The sequence below is a fragment of the Pseudomonas sp. YNh genome (assembly GCF_037993085.1).
Taxonomy (GTDB): Bacteria; Pseudomonadota; Gammaproteobacteria; order Pseudomonadales; family Pseudomonadaceae; genus Aquipseudomonas; species Aquipseudomonas putida.
This window is the reverse complement of the sequence record NZ_JBBMRJ010000026.1, coordinates 1-15,037: the sequence shown is the minus strand read 5'-3', so window position 1 is coordinate 15,037 and position 15,037 is coordinate 1. Positions and strand designations below refer to the sequence as shown.

The window sequence follows — 15,037 nt, the reverse complement described above, 5'->3', positions numbered from 1 at the left end:
AGCTGAAAGTGATTGATGCATTCGTTCGTATCGGGCCTTTGATGGACCCCGCCAGCTATCCCCAATGGGCCCAGCAACTGATTGAAGACTGCCGCGAGAGCAAGCGCCGGGTGGTGGAGCATGAGTTCTACGCGCGCCTGCGCGACGGCCAGCTCAAGCAGTCGACCATTCGTCAGTACCTGATCGGTGGCTGGCCGGTGGTGGAGCAGTTCTCGCTGTACATGGCACACAACCTGACCAAGACCCGCTATGGCCGCCATCAGGGCGAAGACATGGCGCGGCGCTGGCTGATGCGCAATATCCGGGTTGAGCTCAACCATGCCGACTACTGGGTGAACTGGTGTCAGGCCCATGGTGTGCACCTGCATGAGCTGCAGGCCCAGGAAGTGCCCCCCGAGCTGAACGGCCTGAACGACTGGTGCTGGCGCGTGTGTGCCACCGAGAACCTGGCCATTTCCATGGCGGCGACCAACTACGCCATCGAAGGTGCGACCGGGGAATGGTCGGCGGTGGTGTGCTCGACCGATACCTACGCCCAGGGCTTCCCGGAGGACCAGCGCAAGCGGGCGATGAAATGGCTGAAGATGCATGCCCAGTATGACGATGCGCACCCGTGGGAGGCGCTGGAAATCATCTGTACCCTGGCCGGCGAGAACCCGACCCTGGGGCTGCGTACCGAGTTGCGCAGGGCGATTTGCAAGAGTTATGACTGCATGTACCTGTTCCTGGAGCGGTGCATGCAGCTGGAAGGGCGCCAGCAAGGCCGTTTGCGCCCGGCGTTGGCGGCGGGCTGATCATCCGCCTGTACCGGCCCTATCGCCGGCAAGCCAGCTCCCACAGGATCACCACAGGCCAGGGCAATGTGCAATCCCTGTGGGAGCTGGCTTGCCGGCGATAGGGCCAGTACAGGCAAAAGGCTTATTGGGCGTTGAGCGCCTGCCCGTTCACTGCCTTGCTGTCGGGCCCCATCAGGTACAGGTACACCGGCATGATCTCTTCAGGCAGCGGGTTGTTCTGCGGGTTTTCGCTGGGGTAGGCCTGGGCCCGCATCGCCGTGCGCGTGGCGCCCGGGTTGATGCTGTTGGAGCGCACGGGTGCCACGCCTTCCAGTTCGTCGGCCAGGGTCTGCATCAGGCCCTCGGTGGCGAACTTCGACACGCCATAAGCGCCCCAGTAGGCCCGGCCCTTGCGCCCGACGCTGCTGCTGGTGAACACCACCGAGGCGTCTTCCGACAGTTTCAGCAGTGGCAGCAGGGTGCTGGTGAGCATGAAGGTGGCATCGACGTTGATGTGCATCACGCGCATGAAGTTGTCGCCCGACAACTGCTCCAGCGGCGTGCGCGGGCCAATGATCGAGGCGTTGTTCAGCAGGCCGTCCAGGCGGCCGAACTGGTCTTCGATCATCACTGCCAGCTCGTCGTACTGGTGGGGCAGGGCGGTTTCCAGGTTGAACGGGATGACTACCGGTTGGGGGTGCCCGGCGGCTTCGATCTCGTCGTAGACCTCGTTCAGGTTGGCTTCGGTCTTGCCCAGCAGTAGCACGGTGGCGCCCACTGCCGCGTAAGCCTTGGCGGCCGCAGCACCGATGCCGCGGCCTGCGCCGGTAACCAGGATGACCCGGCCTTGCAGCAGGTCGGGACGGGCGGTGTAGTCGAACATCAGCATTTTCCCTTGGTCATTGGGGTGGCGCCGAGCCCTGTGGTAGCGGGCGTGCCCGCTCCCACAGGGTCAGTCGTCAACCATTGCAACTCAGCAGCCGCACAGCGCGCTGTCGATCACTTTGCGCAGTTCCAGCGGGTGGTCCACCACCACGTCGGCACCCCAGTTGTTGGGGTTGTCCTCTGGATGAATATAGCCGTAGCGCACCGCTGCCGTGCGGGTGCCGGCGTCGCGGCCAGACTCGATGTCGCGCAGATCGTCGCCGACGAACAGCACACTGGCCGGGTCCAGGTTCAGCGTCTTGCAGGCCAGGATCAGCGGCTCGGGGTCGGGTTTGCTGTTTTTCACGTGGTCTGGGCAGATCAGCAACGCCGAACGCTCGGCCAGGCCCAGCTGCTGCATGATCGGCTCGGCGAAGCGCACCGGCTTGTTGGTGACGACGCCCCACAGCAGGTTGCCTTTCTCGATGTCGGCCAGCAGCTCGGCCATGCCCTCGAACAGCTTGCTGTGCACCGCGCAGTCGCGCTGGTAACGCTCGAGGAATTCCAGGCGCAGGGCCTCGAAGCCGTCAGCCTCCGGGTCCATGGCGAACGCAGTGGCGACCATGGCGCGGGCGCCACCCGAGATCACGCCACGGATCAGGTTGTCGTCAACGGCCGGCAGCCCGCGGTCGGCGAGCATGGCCTGGCAAATGGCGATGAAGTCCGGCGCCGTGTCCAGCAAGGTGCCGTCCATGTCGAAGAGTACTGCTCGCAAACGCATGCTTATTCCTCGCGCAGGGTCTGGATCATGTAGTTGACGTCGACGTCGCTGTTGAGCTTGTAGTGCTTGGTCAGCGGGTTGTAGGTGAGGCCGATGATGTCCTTCACCTGCAGGCCGGCATCGCGGCTCCAGGCGCCCAGCTCGGACGGGCGGATGAACTTCTTGAAGTCATGGGTGCCGCGCGGCAGCATCTTCAGGATGTACTCGGCGCCGACGATGGCCAGCAGGTAGGCCTTGGGGTTGCGGTTGATGGTGGAGAAGAACACCTGGCCGCCAGGCTTGACCATGCGGTAGCAGGCGCGAATCACCGAGGATGGGTCGGGCACGTGCTCGAGCATTTCCAGGCAGGTGACCACGTCGAACTGTTCGGGCATTTCCTCGGCCAGGGCTTCGGCGGTGATCTGCCGGTATTCCACCTGTACGCCCGACTCCAGCTGGTGCAGCTGGGCCACGGCCAGGGGGGCCTCGCCCATGTCGATACCGGTGACCGTGGCGCCGCGCAGGGCCATGGCTTCGCTGAGGATGCCGCCGCCGCAGCCTACGTCCAGCACTTTCTTGCCGGCCAGGTTGGCCCGCTCGTCGATCCAGTTGACGCGCAGCGGGTTGATTTCGTGCAGCGGCTTGAACTCGCTTTCGCGGTCCCACCAGCGGTGGGCCAGCGCTTCGAACTTGGCGATTTCGGCGCGGTCGACGTTGCTCATTGAACAGTCCTCTGAAACTTCGCAAAATTGCGCCGGAGTATACCCGAGCGCTCGGCCCCCAGGCTCGCTATAATCGCCGGCTTTTGACATGCGAACCACGGGGAGAGGCGATGCGCGAGCGACTTTTGGCGGCTGAGAAGGTGACCGGGATCCGCTGGCAGGGCGGCATCTTGCACCTGCTCGACCAGCGCCTGCTGCCGTCGGAAGAACGCTGGCTGGCCTGCGACAATGTCGCGCAGGTGGCGGCGGCAATCCGCGACATGGCAGTGCGCGGCGCCTCGGCCATCGGCATTGCTGCCGCCTACGGCCTGGTACTGGCCCTGGAAGAGCGGCTGGCAGAGGGTGGCGACTGGGAAATGGACCTTGAAGAGGACTTTCTCACCCTTGCCGAAGCACGCCCCACGGCGGCCAACCTGTTCTGGGCGCTGAACCGCATGCGTGAGCGCCTGCTGCGTCTGCGCCCGGATGAAGACGTGCTGGCAGCGCTGGAGGCAGAAGCAGTGGCCGTCCACGAAAGCGACCGTGAAGCCAACCTGACCATGGCCCAGCAAGGCATCGAGCTGATCCGCCGTCATCAGGGCAATGCCCAGACGCTGCTTACCTACGGCAATGCCGGTGCCCTGGCCAGTGGCGGTTTCGGCACTGCGCTGGGGGTTATCCGCGCCGGCTACCTGGAGGGCATGGTGGAGCGGGTGTATGCCGGCGAAACTCGCCCTTGGCTGCAAGGCTCGCGCCTGACGGCCTGGGAGCTGGCCAACGAGGGAATTCCGGTGACCCTGTGCGCCGATTCGGCGCTGGCGCATCTGATGAAGACCAAGGGCATCACCTGGGTGGTGGTGGGCGCGGACTGCATCGCTGCCAATGGCGACGTGGCCAGCAAGATCGGCACCTACCAGTTGGCGGTAAGCGCCATGCACCATGGTGTGCGCTTCATGGTGGTGGCGCCGAGTACCAGCATCGACCTGAACCTGGCCACCGGCGAGGATATCCCGCTGGAAGAGCGTGACGCCGACGAGTGGCTGGACTTTGGCGGTGCCCCGGCGGTACGGGATGTGCAGGTATTCAACCCGGTGTTCGACGTGACCCCGGCCGACCTGATTGACGTTATCGTGACCGAGCGGGGTGTTGTCGAGCGCCCGGATACCGCCAAACTGGCCCAGTTGATTTGCCGCAAGCGTCTGCACTGATTTTGCGCTGCCTGCACCGGCCTCTTCGCGGGCTTGCCCGCTCCCACAGGGAGATCGCATGGCCTTAGGGCGGTGGTGAATCTGTGGGAGCGGGCGAGCCCGCGAAGAGGCCGGTGCAGGCAATAAAAAAACCAGGAGTCAAACCCGGCTCAGACCAGCTGCCACCTCTCCCCACCGCCCCCGCCTTTGTGATAACATCCGGCAGTTTCCAAGACCGCCCATCACGGCGGCCTTCATTGCGCAGATCCATGGCACAACTCATTGATTTGTCGTAAGTCGTCGCACGCTTGTACGCTGCGGCGGCGAGCTTCGTTCGGCCCTTGATGGAGCTGCGAAGTTTCACCAGAAAAAGGAATCAGGCTTCTCATGGGCGAACTGGCCAAAGAAATCCTCCCGGTCAATATCGAAGACGAACTGAGACAGTCTTACCTCGACTACGCGATGAGCGTGATTGTCGGGCGAGCGCTGCCCGATGCGCGTGACGGCTTGAAGCCCGTGCATCGTCGCGTTCTCTATGCGATGAGCGAACTGGGCAACGACTGGAACAAGCCGTACAAGAAATCCGCCCGTGTGGTCGGTGACGTGATCGGTAAGTACCACCCGCACGGCGACACTGCGGTCTACGACACCATCGTGCGTATGGCCCAGCCGTTCTCGCTGCGCTACCTGCTGGTCGACGGCCAGGGCAACTTCGGTTCGGTGGACGGCGACAACGCCGCAGCCATGCGATACACCGAAGTGCGCATGACCAAGCTGGCGCACGAGCTGCTGGCCGACCTGCACAAGGAAACCGTCGACTGGGTGCCCAACTACGACGGCACCGAGCAGATCCCGGCAGTCATGCCGACCCGTATTCCCAACCTGCTGGTCAACGGTTCCAGCGGTATCGCCGTGGGCATGGCGACCAACATTCCGCCACACAACCTCGGTGAAGTCATCGACGGCTGCCTGGCGCTGATCGACAATCCGGAAGTCACCATCGATGAACTGATGCAGTTCATCCCTGGGCCAGACTTCCCGACTGCCGGCATCATCAACGGTCGCCAAGGCATCATCGAGGCCTATCGTACCGGTCGTGGCCGCATCTACATGCGCGCCCGCTCCGAAATCGAAGACATCGACAAGGTGGGCGGCCGTCAGCAGATCGTCGTCACCGAGCTGCCGTACCAGCTGAACAAAGCGCGCCTGATCGAAAAGATCGCCGAGCTGGTCAAAGAGAAGAAGATCGAAGGCATCACCGAGCTGCGCGACGAGTCCGACAAGGACGGCATGCGCATCGTCATCGAGCTGCGTCGCGGCGAGGTGCCGGAGGTGGTGCTCAACAACCTCTACCAGCAAACCCAGCTGCAGAGCGTGTTTGGCATCAACGTGGTCGCCCTGATCGACGGTCGTCCGCGCCTGCTCAACCTCAAGGACCTGCTCGAAGCGTTCGTCCGTCACCGCCGTGAAGTGGTGACCCGCCGCACCGTATTCGAGTTGCGCAAGGCCCGTGAGCGTGGCCACATCCTTGAAGGCCAGGCGGTTGCGCTGTCCAACATCGACCCGGTCATCGCCCTGATCAAGGCTTCGCCGACCCCGTCCGAGGCCAAGGAAGCCCTGGTTTCCACGCCGTGGGAATCCAGTGCCGTGCAGGTCATGGTCGAGCGCGCCGGCGCCGATTCCTGCCGCCCTGAAGACCTGCCTGAGCAGTACGGCCTGCATGAGGGCAAGTACTTCCTGTCGCCGGAGCAGGCCCAGGCCATTCTCGACCTGCGCCTGCACCGCCTGACCGGCCTGGAGCACGAGAAGCTGCTGGCCGAGTACCAGGAAATCCTCGAGCAGATCGGCGAGCTGATCCGCATCCTCAGCAGCGCCGAGCGCCTGATGGAAGTGATCCGCGAAGAGCTGGAAGCCATCCGTGCCGAGTACGGCGATGTGCGCCGCACCGAAATCCTCAATGCCAGCCACGACCTCAACTACGGCGACATGATCCCGGAAGAAGAGCGCGTGGTTACCATCTCCCACGGTGGTTATGCCAAGACCCAGCCATTGTCCGCTTACCAGGCCCAGCGCCGTGGCGGCAAAGGGAAGTCGGCAACCGGCGTGAAGGACGAGGACTACATCGAGCACCTGTTGGTTGCCAACAGCCATGCCACCCTGTTGCTGTTCTCCAGCAAAGGTAAGGTGTACTGGAAGAAGACCTACGAAATCCCCGAAGCGTCCCGCGCTGCCCGTGGTCGCCCGCTGGTCAACCTGCTGCCGCTGGAGGAGGGTGAGCGCATCACCGCCATGCTGCAGATCGACCTCGAAGCGCTGCAGCAGAACGCCGACCTCGACGAAGAACTGGAAGACGCTGATGACACCGTGCTTGAGGGTGAGCTGGTAGAGGCCGAGGAAGTCGACGAAGAAGACGGCGACACCGCAGAATGGGTGGCAGAGCCGACTGGCGCTTACATCTTCATGGCCACCGCCTCCGGTACCGTCAAGAAGACCCCGCTGGTGCAGTTTGCCCGTCCGCGCTCCAACGGCCTGATCGCCTTGAAGCTGAAAGAAGGCGACACCCTGATTGCGGCGGCCATCACCGACGGCGCCAAAGAAGTCATGATGTTCTCCGACGCCGGCAAGGTCATCCGCTTCGCCGAAAGCGTCGTGCGTGAAATGGGCCGTACGGCCCGCGGTGTGCGCGGCATGAAACTGGGCAAAGGCCAGCAGATCATTTCGATGCTGATCCCGGAGTCCGGCGCGCAGATCCTCACTGCCTCCGAGCGTGGCTTCGGCAAGCGCACCCCGCTGTCCAAGTTCCCGCGTCGCGGCCGTGGTGGCCAGGGCGTGATCGCCATGGGGACCAAAGGGCGCAACGGTCTGCTGGTCGGTGCTATCCAGGTGCAGGAAGGCGAGGAGATCATGCTGATTTCCGACCAGGGCACGCTGGTGCGTACCCGGGTTGGCGAGGTGTCCAGCCTGAGCCGTAACACCCAGGGTGTTACGCTGATCAAGCTGGCGGCTGACGAGACCCTGGTGGGCCTGGAGCGTATCCAGGAGCCGTCCGAGGACGAACTCGATGATGTGATCGAGACGGACGAGGAGGGCGTCGAGGCTGAAGCGCCAGACAATGAAGACGCTGCGGGTGCCGAAGAGGCCCCGCAGGAGTAAGCAAGCGTAAACCCGAACGGGGCGACCAAGGTCGCCCCGTTTGACTGATTAGACGTGGCAACGTCCTCGAGGGCGGTGCAATACCCTGTGGGAGCGGGTTCACCCGCGAAGAAGGCGACACGGTAGATGGCACCGGCTGCGCCGGTGTTCGCGGGTGAACCCGTTCCCACAGGGTTCCCGGTAGCATCGAATCAAGATTTTGTTCTATTTGGCAGAGCGAGAGTGGATGTGAGCAAACGAGCCTTTAACTTCTGCGCAGGCCCTGCCGCGCTTCCTGATGCTGTCTTGCAGCGCGCCCAGGCAGAGATGCTGGACTGGCGCGGCAAGGGCTTGTCGGTGATGGAAATGAGCCATCGCAGCGATGACTACGTGGCCATCGCCGAAAAGGCCGAGCAGGACCTGCGTGACCTGCTGTCCGTCCCCTCTAACTACAAGGTGCTGTTCCTGCAGGGCGGCGCCAGCCAGCAGTTCGCCGAGATTCCGCTGAACCTGCTGCCGGAAAGCGGCACTGCCGACTACATCGAAACCGGTATCTGGTCGAAAAAGGCCATCGAGGAAGCGCGCCGCTTCGGCAACATCAACGTCGCAGCCAGTGCCAAGCCCTACGACTACCTGAATATCCCGGGCCAGAACGACTGGAACCTGACCAAGAACGCTGCCTACGTGCACTATGCGTCCAACGAGACCATCGGTGGCCTGCAGTTTGACTGGGTGCCGCAGACTGGCGATGTGCCGCTGGTGGTCGACATGTCCTCCGACATTCTCTCGCGCCCCATCGACGTGTCGCAGTTCGGCCTGATCTACGCCGGCGCGCAGAAAAACATCGGCCCAAGCGGCCTGGTGGTGGTCATCGTGCGCGAAGATCTGCTGGGCCATGCCCGCAGCAGCTGCCCGACCATGCTCGACTACAAGGTTTCGGCTGACAACGGCTCGATGTACAACACCCCGGCCACTTACTCCTGGTACCTGTCGGGCCTGGTCTTCGAGTGGCTGAAAGAGCAGGGTGGCGTCGACGCCATGGAGCAGCGCAACCGCGCCAAGAAAGAGCGCCTGTACGGCTTCATCGACAAGAGCGATTTCTACACCAACCCGATCAGCGTCAACGCCCGTTCGTGGATGAACGTGCCGTTCCGCCTGGCTGACGAGCGCCTGGACAAGGCCTTCCTCGCCGGCGCCGATGCCCGCGGCCTGCTCAACCTCAAGGGCCACCGTTCGGTGGGCGGCATGCGCGCTTCCATCTACAACGCCCTGGGCCTTGAGGCTGTAGAGGCCTTGGTGGGCTACATGGCCGAATTCGAGAAGGAGCACGGCTGATGTCCGAACAGGAACTCAAGGCGCTGCGTGTACGCATCGACAGCCTCGACGAGAAGATTCTCGAGCTGATCAGCGACCGTGCCCGTTGCGCTGAAGAAGTCGCCCGGGTCAAGACCGCCTCGCTGAAAGAAGGCGAGAAGCCGGTGTTCTACCGCCCTGAGCGCGAAGCTGCTGTGCTCAAGCGCGTCATGGAACGCAACAAGGGCCCGCTGGGCAACGAGGAGATGGCGCGGTTGTTCCGCGAAATCATGTCGTCGTGCCTGGCCCTTGAAGAGCCGCTGAAAATCGCCTACCTCGGCCCTGAGGGTACCTTCACCCAGGCTGCGGCCATGAAGCACTTCGGCCACGCGGTGATCAGCCGGCCGATGGCGGCAATCGATGAAGTGTTCCGCGAAGTGGCGGCCGGTGCCGTCAACTTTGGCGTGGTGCCGGTGGAAAACTCCACCGAAGGCGCTGTCAGTCACACCCTGGACAGCTTCCTTGAGCACGACATGGTCATTTGCGGCGAAGTCGAGCTGCGAATCCACCATCACCTGCTGGTAGGTGAGAGCACCAAGACCGACAGCATCACGCGCATCTACTCCCACGCCCAGTCGCTGGCCCAGTGCCGCAAGTGGCTGGACGCGCACTACCCGAACGTGGAGCGCGTGGCGGTTTCGAGCAATGCCGAGGCGGCCAAGCGAGTCAAGGGCGAGTGGAACTCGGCGGCGATTGCCGGCGACATGGCGGCCAACCTGTATGGTTTGACCCGCCTGGCCGAAAAGATCGAAGACCGCCCGGACAACTCCACGCGCTTCCTGATGATCGGCAGCCAGGAAGTGCCGCCGACCGGCGACGACAAGACCTCGATCATTGTCTCGATGAGCAACAAGCCAGGTGCCTTGCACGAGTTGCTGGTGCCGTTCCACCAGAACGGCATCGACCTGACCCGCATCGAGACCCGCCCGTCGCGCAGTGGCAAGTGGACCTACGTGTTCTTCATCGACTTCGTTGGCCACCACCGCGACCCGTTGATCAAGGCGGTGCTCGAGCAGATCAGCCAGGAGGCTGTGGCGCTGAAGGTGCTGGGCTCTTATCCGAAGGCGGTGCTTTGATTCAAGGCCCTTGGGGCTGCAAAGCAGCCCTTCGCGGCACAAGGCCGCTCCTACAGGGTCCTTGTAGGAGCGGCCTTGTGCCGCGAAGGGTCGCGAAGCGGCCCCGTAGGGTCCAGCAGGCTGTCCAGATTTCAGAACAGGGTTCGCACCAGTGGTAAAAGCAGCAAAAACCAAACCTGAGCCGATCATCAACCGCCTGGTCGTGGTCGGTCTCGGCCTGATCGGTGGCTCGTTCGCCAAGGGCCTGCGTGAAAGCGGCCTGTGCCGCGAAGTGGTCGGTGTCGACCTGGACGCCCCTTCGCGTAAGCAGGCCGTGGCCCTGGGCGTGGTCGACCGCTGCGAAGAAGACCTTGCCGCAGCCTGTGTCGGTGCCGATGTCATCCAGTTGGCCGTGCCGATCCTGGCCATGGAAAAAGTCCTGGCCCTGCTGGCCCGGCTCGATCTGGGCGATGCGATCATTACCGATGTCGGCAGTGCCAAGGGCAACGTCGTCCGTGAGGCGCGCTCTGTTTTTGTCAACGAGAGCGGTCAGCGCCTGCCGCGCTTCGTCCCCGGCCACCCGATCGCGGGTTCCGAGCAGAGCGGGGTAGAGGCCTCCAACGCCACCCTGTTCCGTCGGCACAAGGTGATCCTCACGCCGCTGGCCGAAACCGACCCGGCCGCGCTGGTCCTGGTCGACCGCCTGTGGCGTGCGCTGGGTGCCGATGTGGAGCACATGTCGGTCGAGCGTCATGACGAGGTGCTCGCAGCCACCAGCCACTTGCCGCACCTGCTGGCCTTTGGCTTGGTCGATTCGCTGGCCAAGCGCAATGAAAACCTCGAGATCTTCCGGTACGCTGCGGGAGGCTTCCGCGATTTCACAAGAATCGCCGGCAGCGACCCGACCATGTGGCACGACATCTTCCTCGCCAACCGCGACGCTGTCCTGCGCACACTCGATACATATCGCAGCGATCTCGACGCCTTGCGCGACGCGATCGCAGAAGGGGACGGGCACCAGTTGCTGGGTGTATTCACCCGTGCGCGTGTTGCCCGCGAGCATTTCAGTAAAATCCTGGCCCGCCGGGCCTATGTGGACGCTATGAACGCCAACGATCTGATTTTCCTGGCCCAACCGGGTGGCCGCCTGAACGGGCGGATCCGCGTACCGGGCGACAAGTCGATTTCCCACCGCTCGATCATGCTCGGCTCGCTGGCCGAAGGCACCACCGAAGTCGAAGGCTTCCTCGAAGGTGAGGACGCACTGGCGACCCTGCAGGCATTCCGCGACATGGGTGTGGTCATCGAAGGCCCCAACCACGGTCGCGTGACCATTCATGGTGTTGGCCTGCATGGCCTCAAACCGCCGCCCGGGCCGCTGTACGTGGGCAACTCGGGTACCTCGATGCGACTGCTGTCGGGCCTGCTGGCCGGTCAGTCGTTCGACGTGACCATGACCGGCGACGCTTCGCTGTCCAAGCGCCCGATGAACCGTGTGGCCAACCCGCTGCGTGAAATGGGTGCCGTAGTCGAAACCGGCCCGGAAGGCCGTCCGCCGCTGACCATTCGCGGTGGCCACAAGCTCAAAGGGCTGACCTACACGCTGCCGATGGCCAGCGCCCAGGTCAAATCCTGCCTGCTGCTGGCCGGCCTGTACGCTGAAGGCAAGACCACCGTTACCGAGCCTGCGCCTACCCGTGACCACACCGAACGCATGCTGCGCGGCTTTGGCTATGCGGTCGAGTCGAACGGCCCGGTGGCCTCGCTGCAGTCCGGCGGCAAGCTGACCGCTACCCGCATTGAAGTGCCGGCCGACATTTCCTCGGCAGCCTTCTTCCTGGTGGCGGCCTCCATTGCCGAAGGTTCCGAGCTGGTGCTGGAACACGTTGGCATCAACCCGACCCGCACCGGTGTAATCGACATCCTGCGCTTGATGGGTGGCGACATCACCCTGGAAAACCAGCGTGAAGTTGGCGGCGAGCCAGTGGCTGACCTGCGCGTGCGCGGTGCCAGGCTGAAAGGTATCGACATCCCTGAAGAGCTCGTGCCGCTGGCCATCGACGAATTCCCGGTACTGTTCGTGGCTGCCGCCTGCGCCGAAGGGCGTACCGTGCTGCGTGGCGCCGAAGAGCTGCGGGTGAAGGAATCCGACCGTATCCAGGTGATGGCCGATGGCCTGATCACCCTGGGCATCAAGTGCGAACCAACCCCGGACGGCATCATCATCGACGGCGGCCAGCTGGGCGGTGGCGAAGTGCATGGCCACGGTGACCACCGTATCGCCATGGCCTTCAGCGTCGCCTCGCTGCGCGCCAGCGCGCCAATTCGCATCCACGACTGTGCCAACGTCGCCACCTCGTTCCCCAACTTCCTGGCGCTGTGCGCCGAAGTGGGTATCCGCGTGGCGGAAGAGGGCAAGTCGTGAATTCGCTGGCACCGGTCATCACCATCGACGGGCCGAGCGGCTCGGGCAAAGGCACGGTCGCCGGCCTGCTGGCCCGCGAGCTGGGCTGGAAGCTGCTGGACTCCGGCGCGCTGTACCGCTTGCTGGCGTTCAACGCCAGCAATCATGGCGTCGACCTCACCAACGAAGAGCTGCTGACCCGGCTTGCCGCCCATCTGGATGTGCAGTTCATCGCTGCCCAGCCCGGTAAGCTGCAACAGATCATCCTTGAGGGTGAGGATGTCAGCAATGTCATCCGCACCGAAACCGTCGGCGCCGGCGCGTCGATGGTGGCCTCGTTGCCGGCAGTGCGTGATGCCCTGCTGGTGCGTCAGCGCGAATTTCGCGATGTGCCGGGGTTGATCGCCGACGGCCGCGACATGGGTACCGTGGTATTCCCTGACGCGCCGTTGAAGGTGTTTCTGACCGCCAGCGCAGAAGAGCGCGCACGTCGCCGTTACCTGCAGTTGAAGGGCAAGGGTGAAGATGTTAGTCTGTCGAGTCTGCTGGATGAGATTCGTGCGCGTGATGAGCGCGACACCCAACGTGCAGTGGCCCCGCTGAAGCCAGCGGCCGATGCCATTCAGTTGGACTCTACCGAGTTGTCCATCGAGCAGGTGTTGCAACGTATCAGAAGCGAGATCGCCCTGCGCGACCTCGCCTGATCGCCAGGAAAGCAGGCAGGGGCACCAGTCAACGTCCTGCCGGCTTTCCTTTACTTAAAACGAACCCACATTGTCTGGAATGTGGTTATGGGCGTTTGTTTCGCCCGAATCTACAGGAATTAAAATGAGCGAAAGCTTTGCAGAACTCTTTGAAGAAAGCCTGAAAACCCTCAATCTTCAGCCGGGTGCCATCATCACCGGTATCGTTGTCGACATCGACGGCGACTGGGTTACCGTACACGCTGGCCTGAAGTCCGAGGGCGTCATCCCGCTCGAGCAGTTCTACAACGAAGCTGGCGAGCTGACCATCAAGGTCGGTGACGAAGTTCACGTTGCGCTGGACGCGGTCGAAGACGGCTTTGGCGAAACCAAACTGTCCCGTGAAAAAGCCAAGCGCGCCGAGTGCTGGATTGTTCTGGAAGCAGCTTTCGCCGCCGAAGAAGTGGTCAAGGGCGTTATCAACGGTAAGGTTAAAGGCGGCTTCACTGTCGACGTTAACGGCATCCGTGCGTTCCTGCCGGGCTCCCTGGTTGATGTCCGCCCTGTGCGCGACACCACCCACCTCGAAGGCAAAGAGCTGGAATTCAAGGTCATCAAGCTGGACCAGAAGCGCAACAACGTTGTTGTTTCGCGTCGCAGCGTGCTGGAAGCCGAGAACAGCGCCGAGCGCGAAGCCCTGCTGGAAACCCTGCAGGAAGGCCAGCAAGTCAAAGGTATCGTCAAGAACCTCACCGACTACGGCGCATTCGTGGACCTGGGCGGTATCGACGGCCTGCTGCACATCACCGACATGGCCTGGAAGCGCATCAAGCATCCTTCGGAAATCGTTAACGTTGGCGACGAAGTCGACGTACGCGTTCTGAAGTTCGACCGCGAGCGTAACCGCGTTTCGCTGGGTCTGAAGCAGATGGGCGAAGATCCGTGGGTAGCTATCACTGCCCGTTACCCAGAAGGTACTCGCGTACAAGCTCGCGTTACCAACCTGACCGACTACGGCTGCTTCGCTGAGCTGGAAGAAGGCGTTGAAGGTCTGGTACACGTTTCCGAAATGGACTGGACCAACAAGAACATCCACCCGTCGAAAGTCGTTCAGGTTGGCGACGAAGTGGAAGTCATGGTTCTGGACATCGACGAAGAGCGTCGTCGTATCTCCCTGGGCATCAAGCAGTGCAAGTCCAACCCATGGGAAGACTTCTCCGGCCAGTTCAACAAGGGTGACAAGATCACCGGTACCATCAAGTCGATCACCGACTTCGGTATCTTCATCGGTCTGGACGGCGGCATCGACGGCCTGGTTCACCTGTCCGACATCTCCTGGAACGAAACCGGCGAAGAAGCCGTACGTCGTTTCAAGAAGGGCGACGAGCTGGAAACCGTCATCCTGTCGGTCGACCCAGAGCGCGAGCGCATCTCCCTGGGCATCAAGCAGCTGGAAGACGATCCGTTCTCCAACTTCGTTGCTGTCAATGACAAGGGCGCTATCGTCAAGGGCATCGTGAAAGAAGTTGACGCCAAAGGCGCCATCGTCACCCTGGCCGACGACATCGAAGCCACTCTGAAAGCTTCCGAAATCAGCCGTGACCGCGTTGAAGACGCGCGTAACGTTCTGAAGGAAGGCGAAGAGATCGAAGCCAAGATCATCAGCGTTGACCGCAAGTCCCGCGTTATCAGCCTGTCGATCAAATCGAAAGACGACGCTGAAGAGCGTGAAGCCATCCAGAGCCTGAAAAACGCTCCGGAAGCGGCTGCCGACACCACCATGGCTGCGCTGCTGCGCGAAGCAATGGCCAAGCAGAACTGAGTTCTGTTTGATCGGTAAAAAAGGGCGACCCTCGGGTCGCCCTTTTTTTTGCGTGTACGAAGCCAGCTCGGCGTAGTAGGCGTTGCTCGCAAAGTTCCATCAGCTGGCCCGATCCCCGGTAGGGGTAATTGTGTTGCACAAAGCTTAAAAGCTAGCGCGATCACTGTGGGAGCGGGCGCGCCCGCGAACACGGGTGAAGCCCGTGCCATCCACTGCGCCGCCTGCTTCGCGGGCATGCCCGCTTGTATGGTTAGACTTGAAGGGGTGGTGGGACTAAATGCCCGATTCTGACTGTTCACA

Annotated in this window: 11 protein-coding genes; 8 read left to right on the top strand and 3 right to left on the bottom strand. The window is 62.7% G+C overall.

The annotated features are described in order from the left end of the window. Positions 1-8 precede the first annotated feature (8 nt). Complete coding sequence (locus WF331_RS22260) at positions 9-794, top strand: TenA family transcriptional regulator (protein ID WP_059395300.1); 786 nt, start codon at positions 9-11, stop codon at positions 792-794. 124 nt (positions 795-918) lie between these two features. On the opposite strand, the gene WF331_RS22255 is transcribed toward WF331_RS22260, so the two are convergent. The 3 genes from WF331_RS22255 to ubiG form a co-directional block, all read right to left on the bottom strand. Continuing rightward, entirely contained in the window at positions 919-1,659 is a 741-nt protein-coding gene (locus WF331_RS22255) for a YciK family oxidoreductase (RefSeq protein ID WP_059395299.1), read from the bottom strand. 90 nt (positions 1,660-1,749) lie between these two features. Further along, positions 1,750-2,421: an N-acetylmuramic acid 6-phosphate phosphatase MupP gene (gene mupP / locus WF331_RS22250; protein WP_003252659.1), complete on the bottom strand. Its 672-nt coding sequence runs from the start codon at positions 2,419-2,421 to the stop codon at positions 1,750-1,752. A 2-nt stretch (positions 2,422-2,423) separates the two neighbouring features. Beyond that, entirely contained in the window at positions 2,424-3,122 is a 699-nt protein-coding gene (gene ubiG / locus WF331_RS22245; protein ID WP_016501016.1) for a bifunctional 2-polyprenyl-6-hydroxyphenol methylase/3-demethylubiquinol 3-O-methyltransferase UbiG, read from the bottom strand. A gap of 110 nt (positions 3,123-3,232) precedes the next feature. Here ubiG and mtnA point away from each other — a divergent pair, with 110 nt between their 5' ends. The 7 genes from mtnA (at position 3,233) to rpsA (ending at position 14,737) form a co-directional block, all read left to right on the top strand. Further along, positions 3,233-4,309, top strand: a complete 1,077-nt coding sequence (mtnA, locus tag WF331_RS22240; protein WP_016501015.1) for an S-methyl-5-thioribose-1-phosphate isomerase — start codon at positions 3,233-3,235, stop codon at positions 4,307-4,309. A 366-nt stretch (positions 4,310-4,675) separates the two neighbouring features. Then, positions 4,676-7,441, top strand: a complete 2,766-nt coding sequence (gene gyrA, locus WF331_RS22235; protein ID WP_059395298.1) for a DNA gyrase subunit A — start codon at positions 4,676-4,678, stop codon at positions 7,439-7,441. 228 nt (positions 7,442-7,669) lie between these two features. Beyond that, positions 7,670-8,755: a 3-phosphoserine/phosphohydroxythreonine transaminase gene (gene serC / locus WF331_RS22230; protein ID WP_041168115.1), complete on the top strand. Its 1,086-nt coding sequence runs from the start codon at positions 7,670-7,672 to the stop codon at positions 8,753-8,755. After that, the gene (pheA, locus tag WF331_RS22225) at positions 8,755-9,849 is read left to right on the top strand and encodes a prephenate dehydratase (protein WP_016501012.1); all 1,095 of its coding nucleotides are present in this window, start codon (positions 8,755-8,757) and stop codon (positions 9,847-9,849) included. Before serC ends, pheA begins: the two co-directional genes overlap by 1 nt. A 151-nt stretch (positions 9,850-10,000) precedes the next feature. Beyond that, entirely contained in the window at positions 10,001-12,253 is a 2,253-nt protein-coding gene (locus WF331_RS22220; RefSeq protein WP_284363383.1) for a bifunctional prephenate dehydrogenase/3-phosphoshikimate 1-carboxyvinyltransferase, read from the top strand. Next, on the top strand, positions 12,250-12,936 hold the full coding sequence (cmk, locus tag WF331_RS22215) for a (d)CMP kinase (RefSeq protein ID WP_016501010.1): 687 nt from the start codon (positions 12,250-12,252) through the stop codon (positions 12,934-12,936). Before WF331_RS22220 ends, cmk begins: the two co-directional genes overlap by 4 nt. A gap of 124 nt (positions 12,937-13,060) precedes the next feature. Further along, a complete protein-coding gene (rpsA, locus tag WF331_RS22210) occupies positions 13,061-14,737 on the top strand; it encodes a 30S ribosomal protein S1 (protein WP_003252673.1) in 1,677 nt (558 codons plus the stop codon). Positions 14,738-15,037 lie beyond the last annotated feature (300 nt).

Coding starts and splice junctions, on each gene's coding strand:
- pheA (WP_016501012.1), top strand. CDS start 8,755: ATGTCCGAACAGGAACTCAAGGCGCTGCGTGTACGCATCGACAGCCTC.
- mtnA (WP_016501015.1), top strand. CDS start 3,233: ATGCGCGAGCGACTTTTGGCGGCTGAGAAGGTGACCGGGATCCGCTGG.
- ubiG (WP_016501016.1), bottom strand. CDS start 3,122: ATGAGCAACGTCGACCGCGCCGAAATCGCCAAGTTCGAAGCGCTGGCC.
- WF331_RS22255 (WP_059395299.1), bottom strand. CDS start 1,659: ATGTTCGACTACACCGCCCGTCCCGACCTGCTGCAAGGCCGGGTCATC.
- mupP (WP_003252659.1), bottom strand. CDS start 2,421: ATGCGTTTGCGAGCAGTACTCTTCGACATGGACGGCACCTTGCTGGAC.
- rpsA (WP_003252673.1), top strand. CDS start 13,061: ATGAGCGAAAGCTTTGCAGAACTCTTTGAAGAAAGCCTGAAAACCCTC.
- gyrA (WP_059395298.1), top strand. CDS start 4,676: ATGGGCGAACTGGCCAAAGAAATCCTCCCGGTCAATATCGAAGACGAA.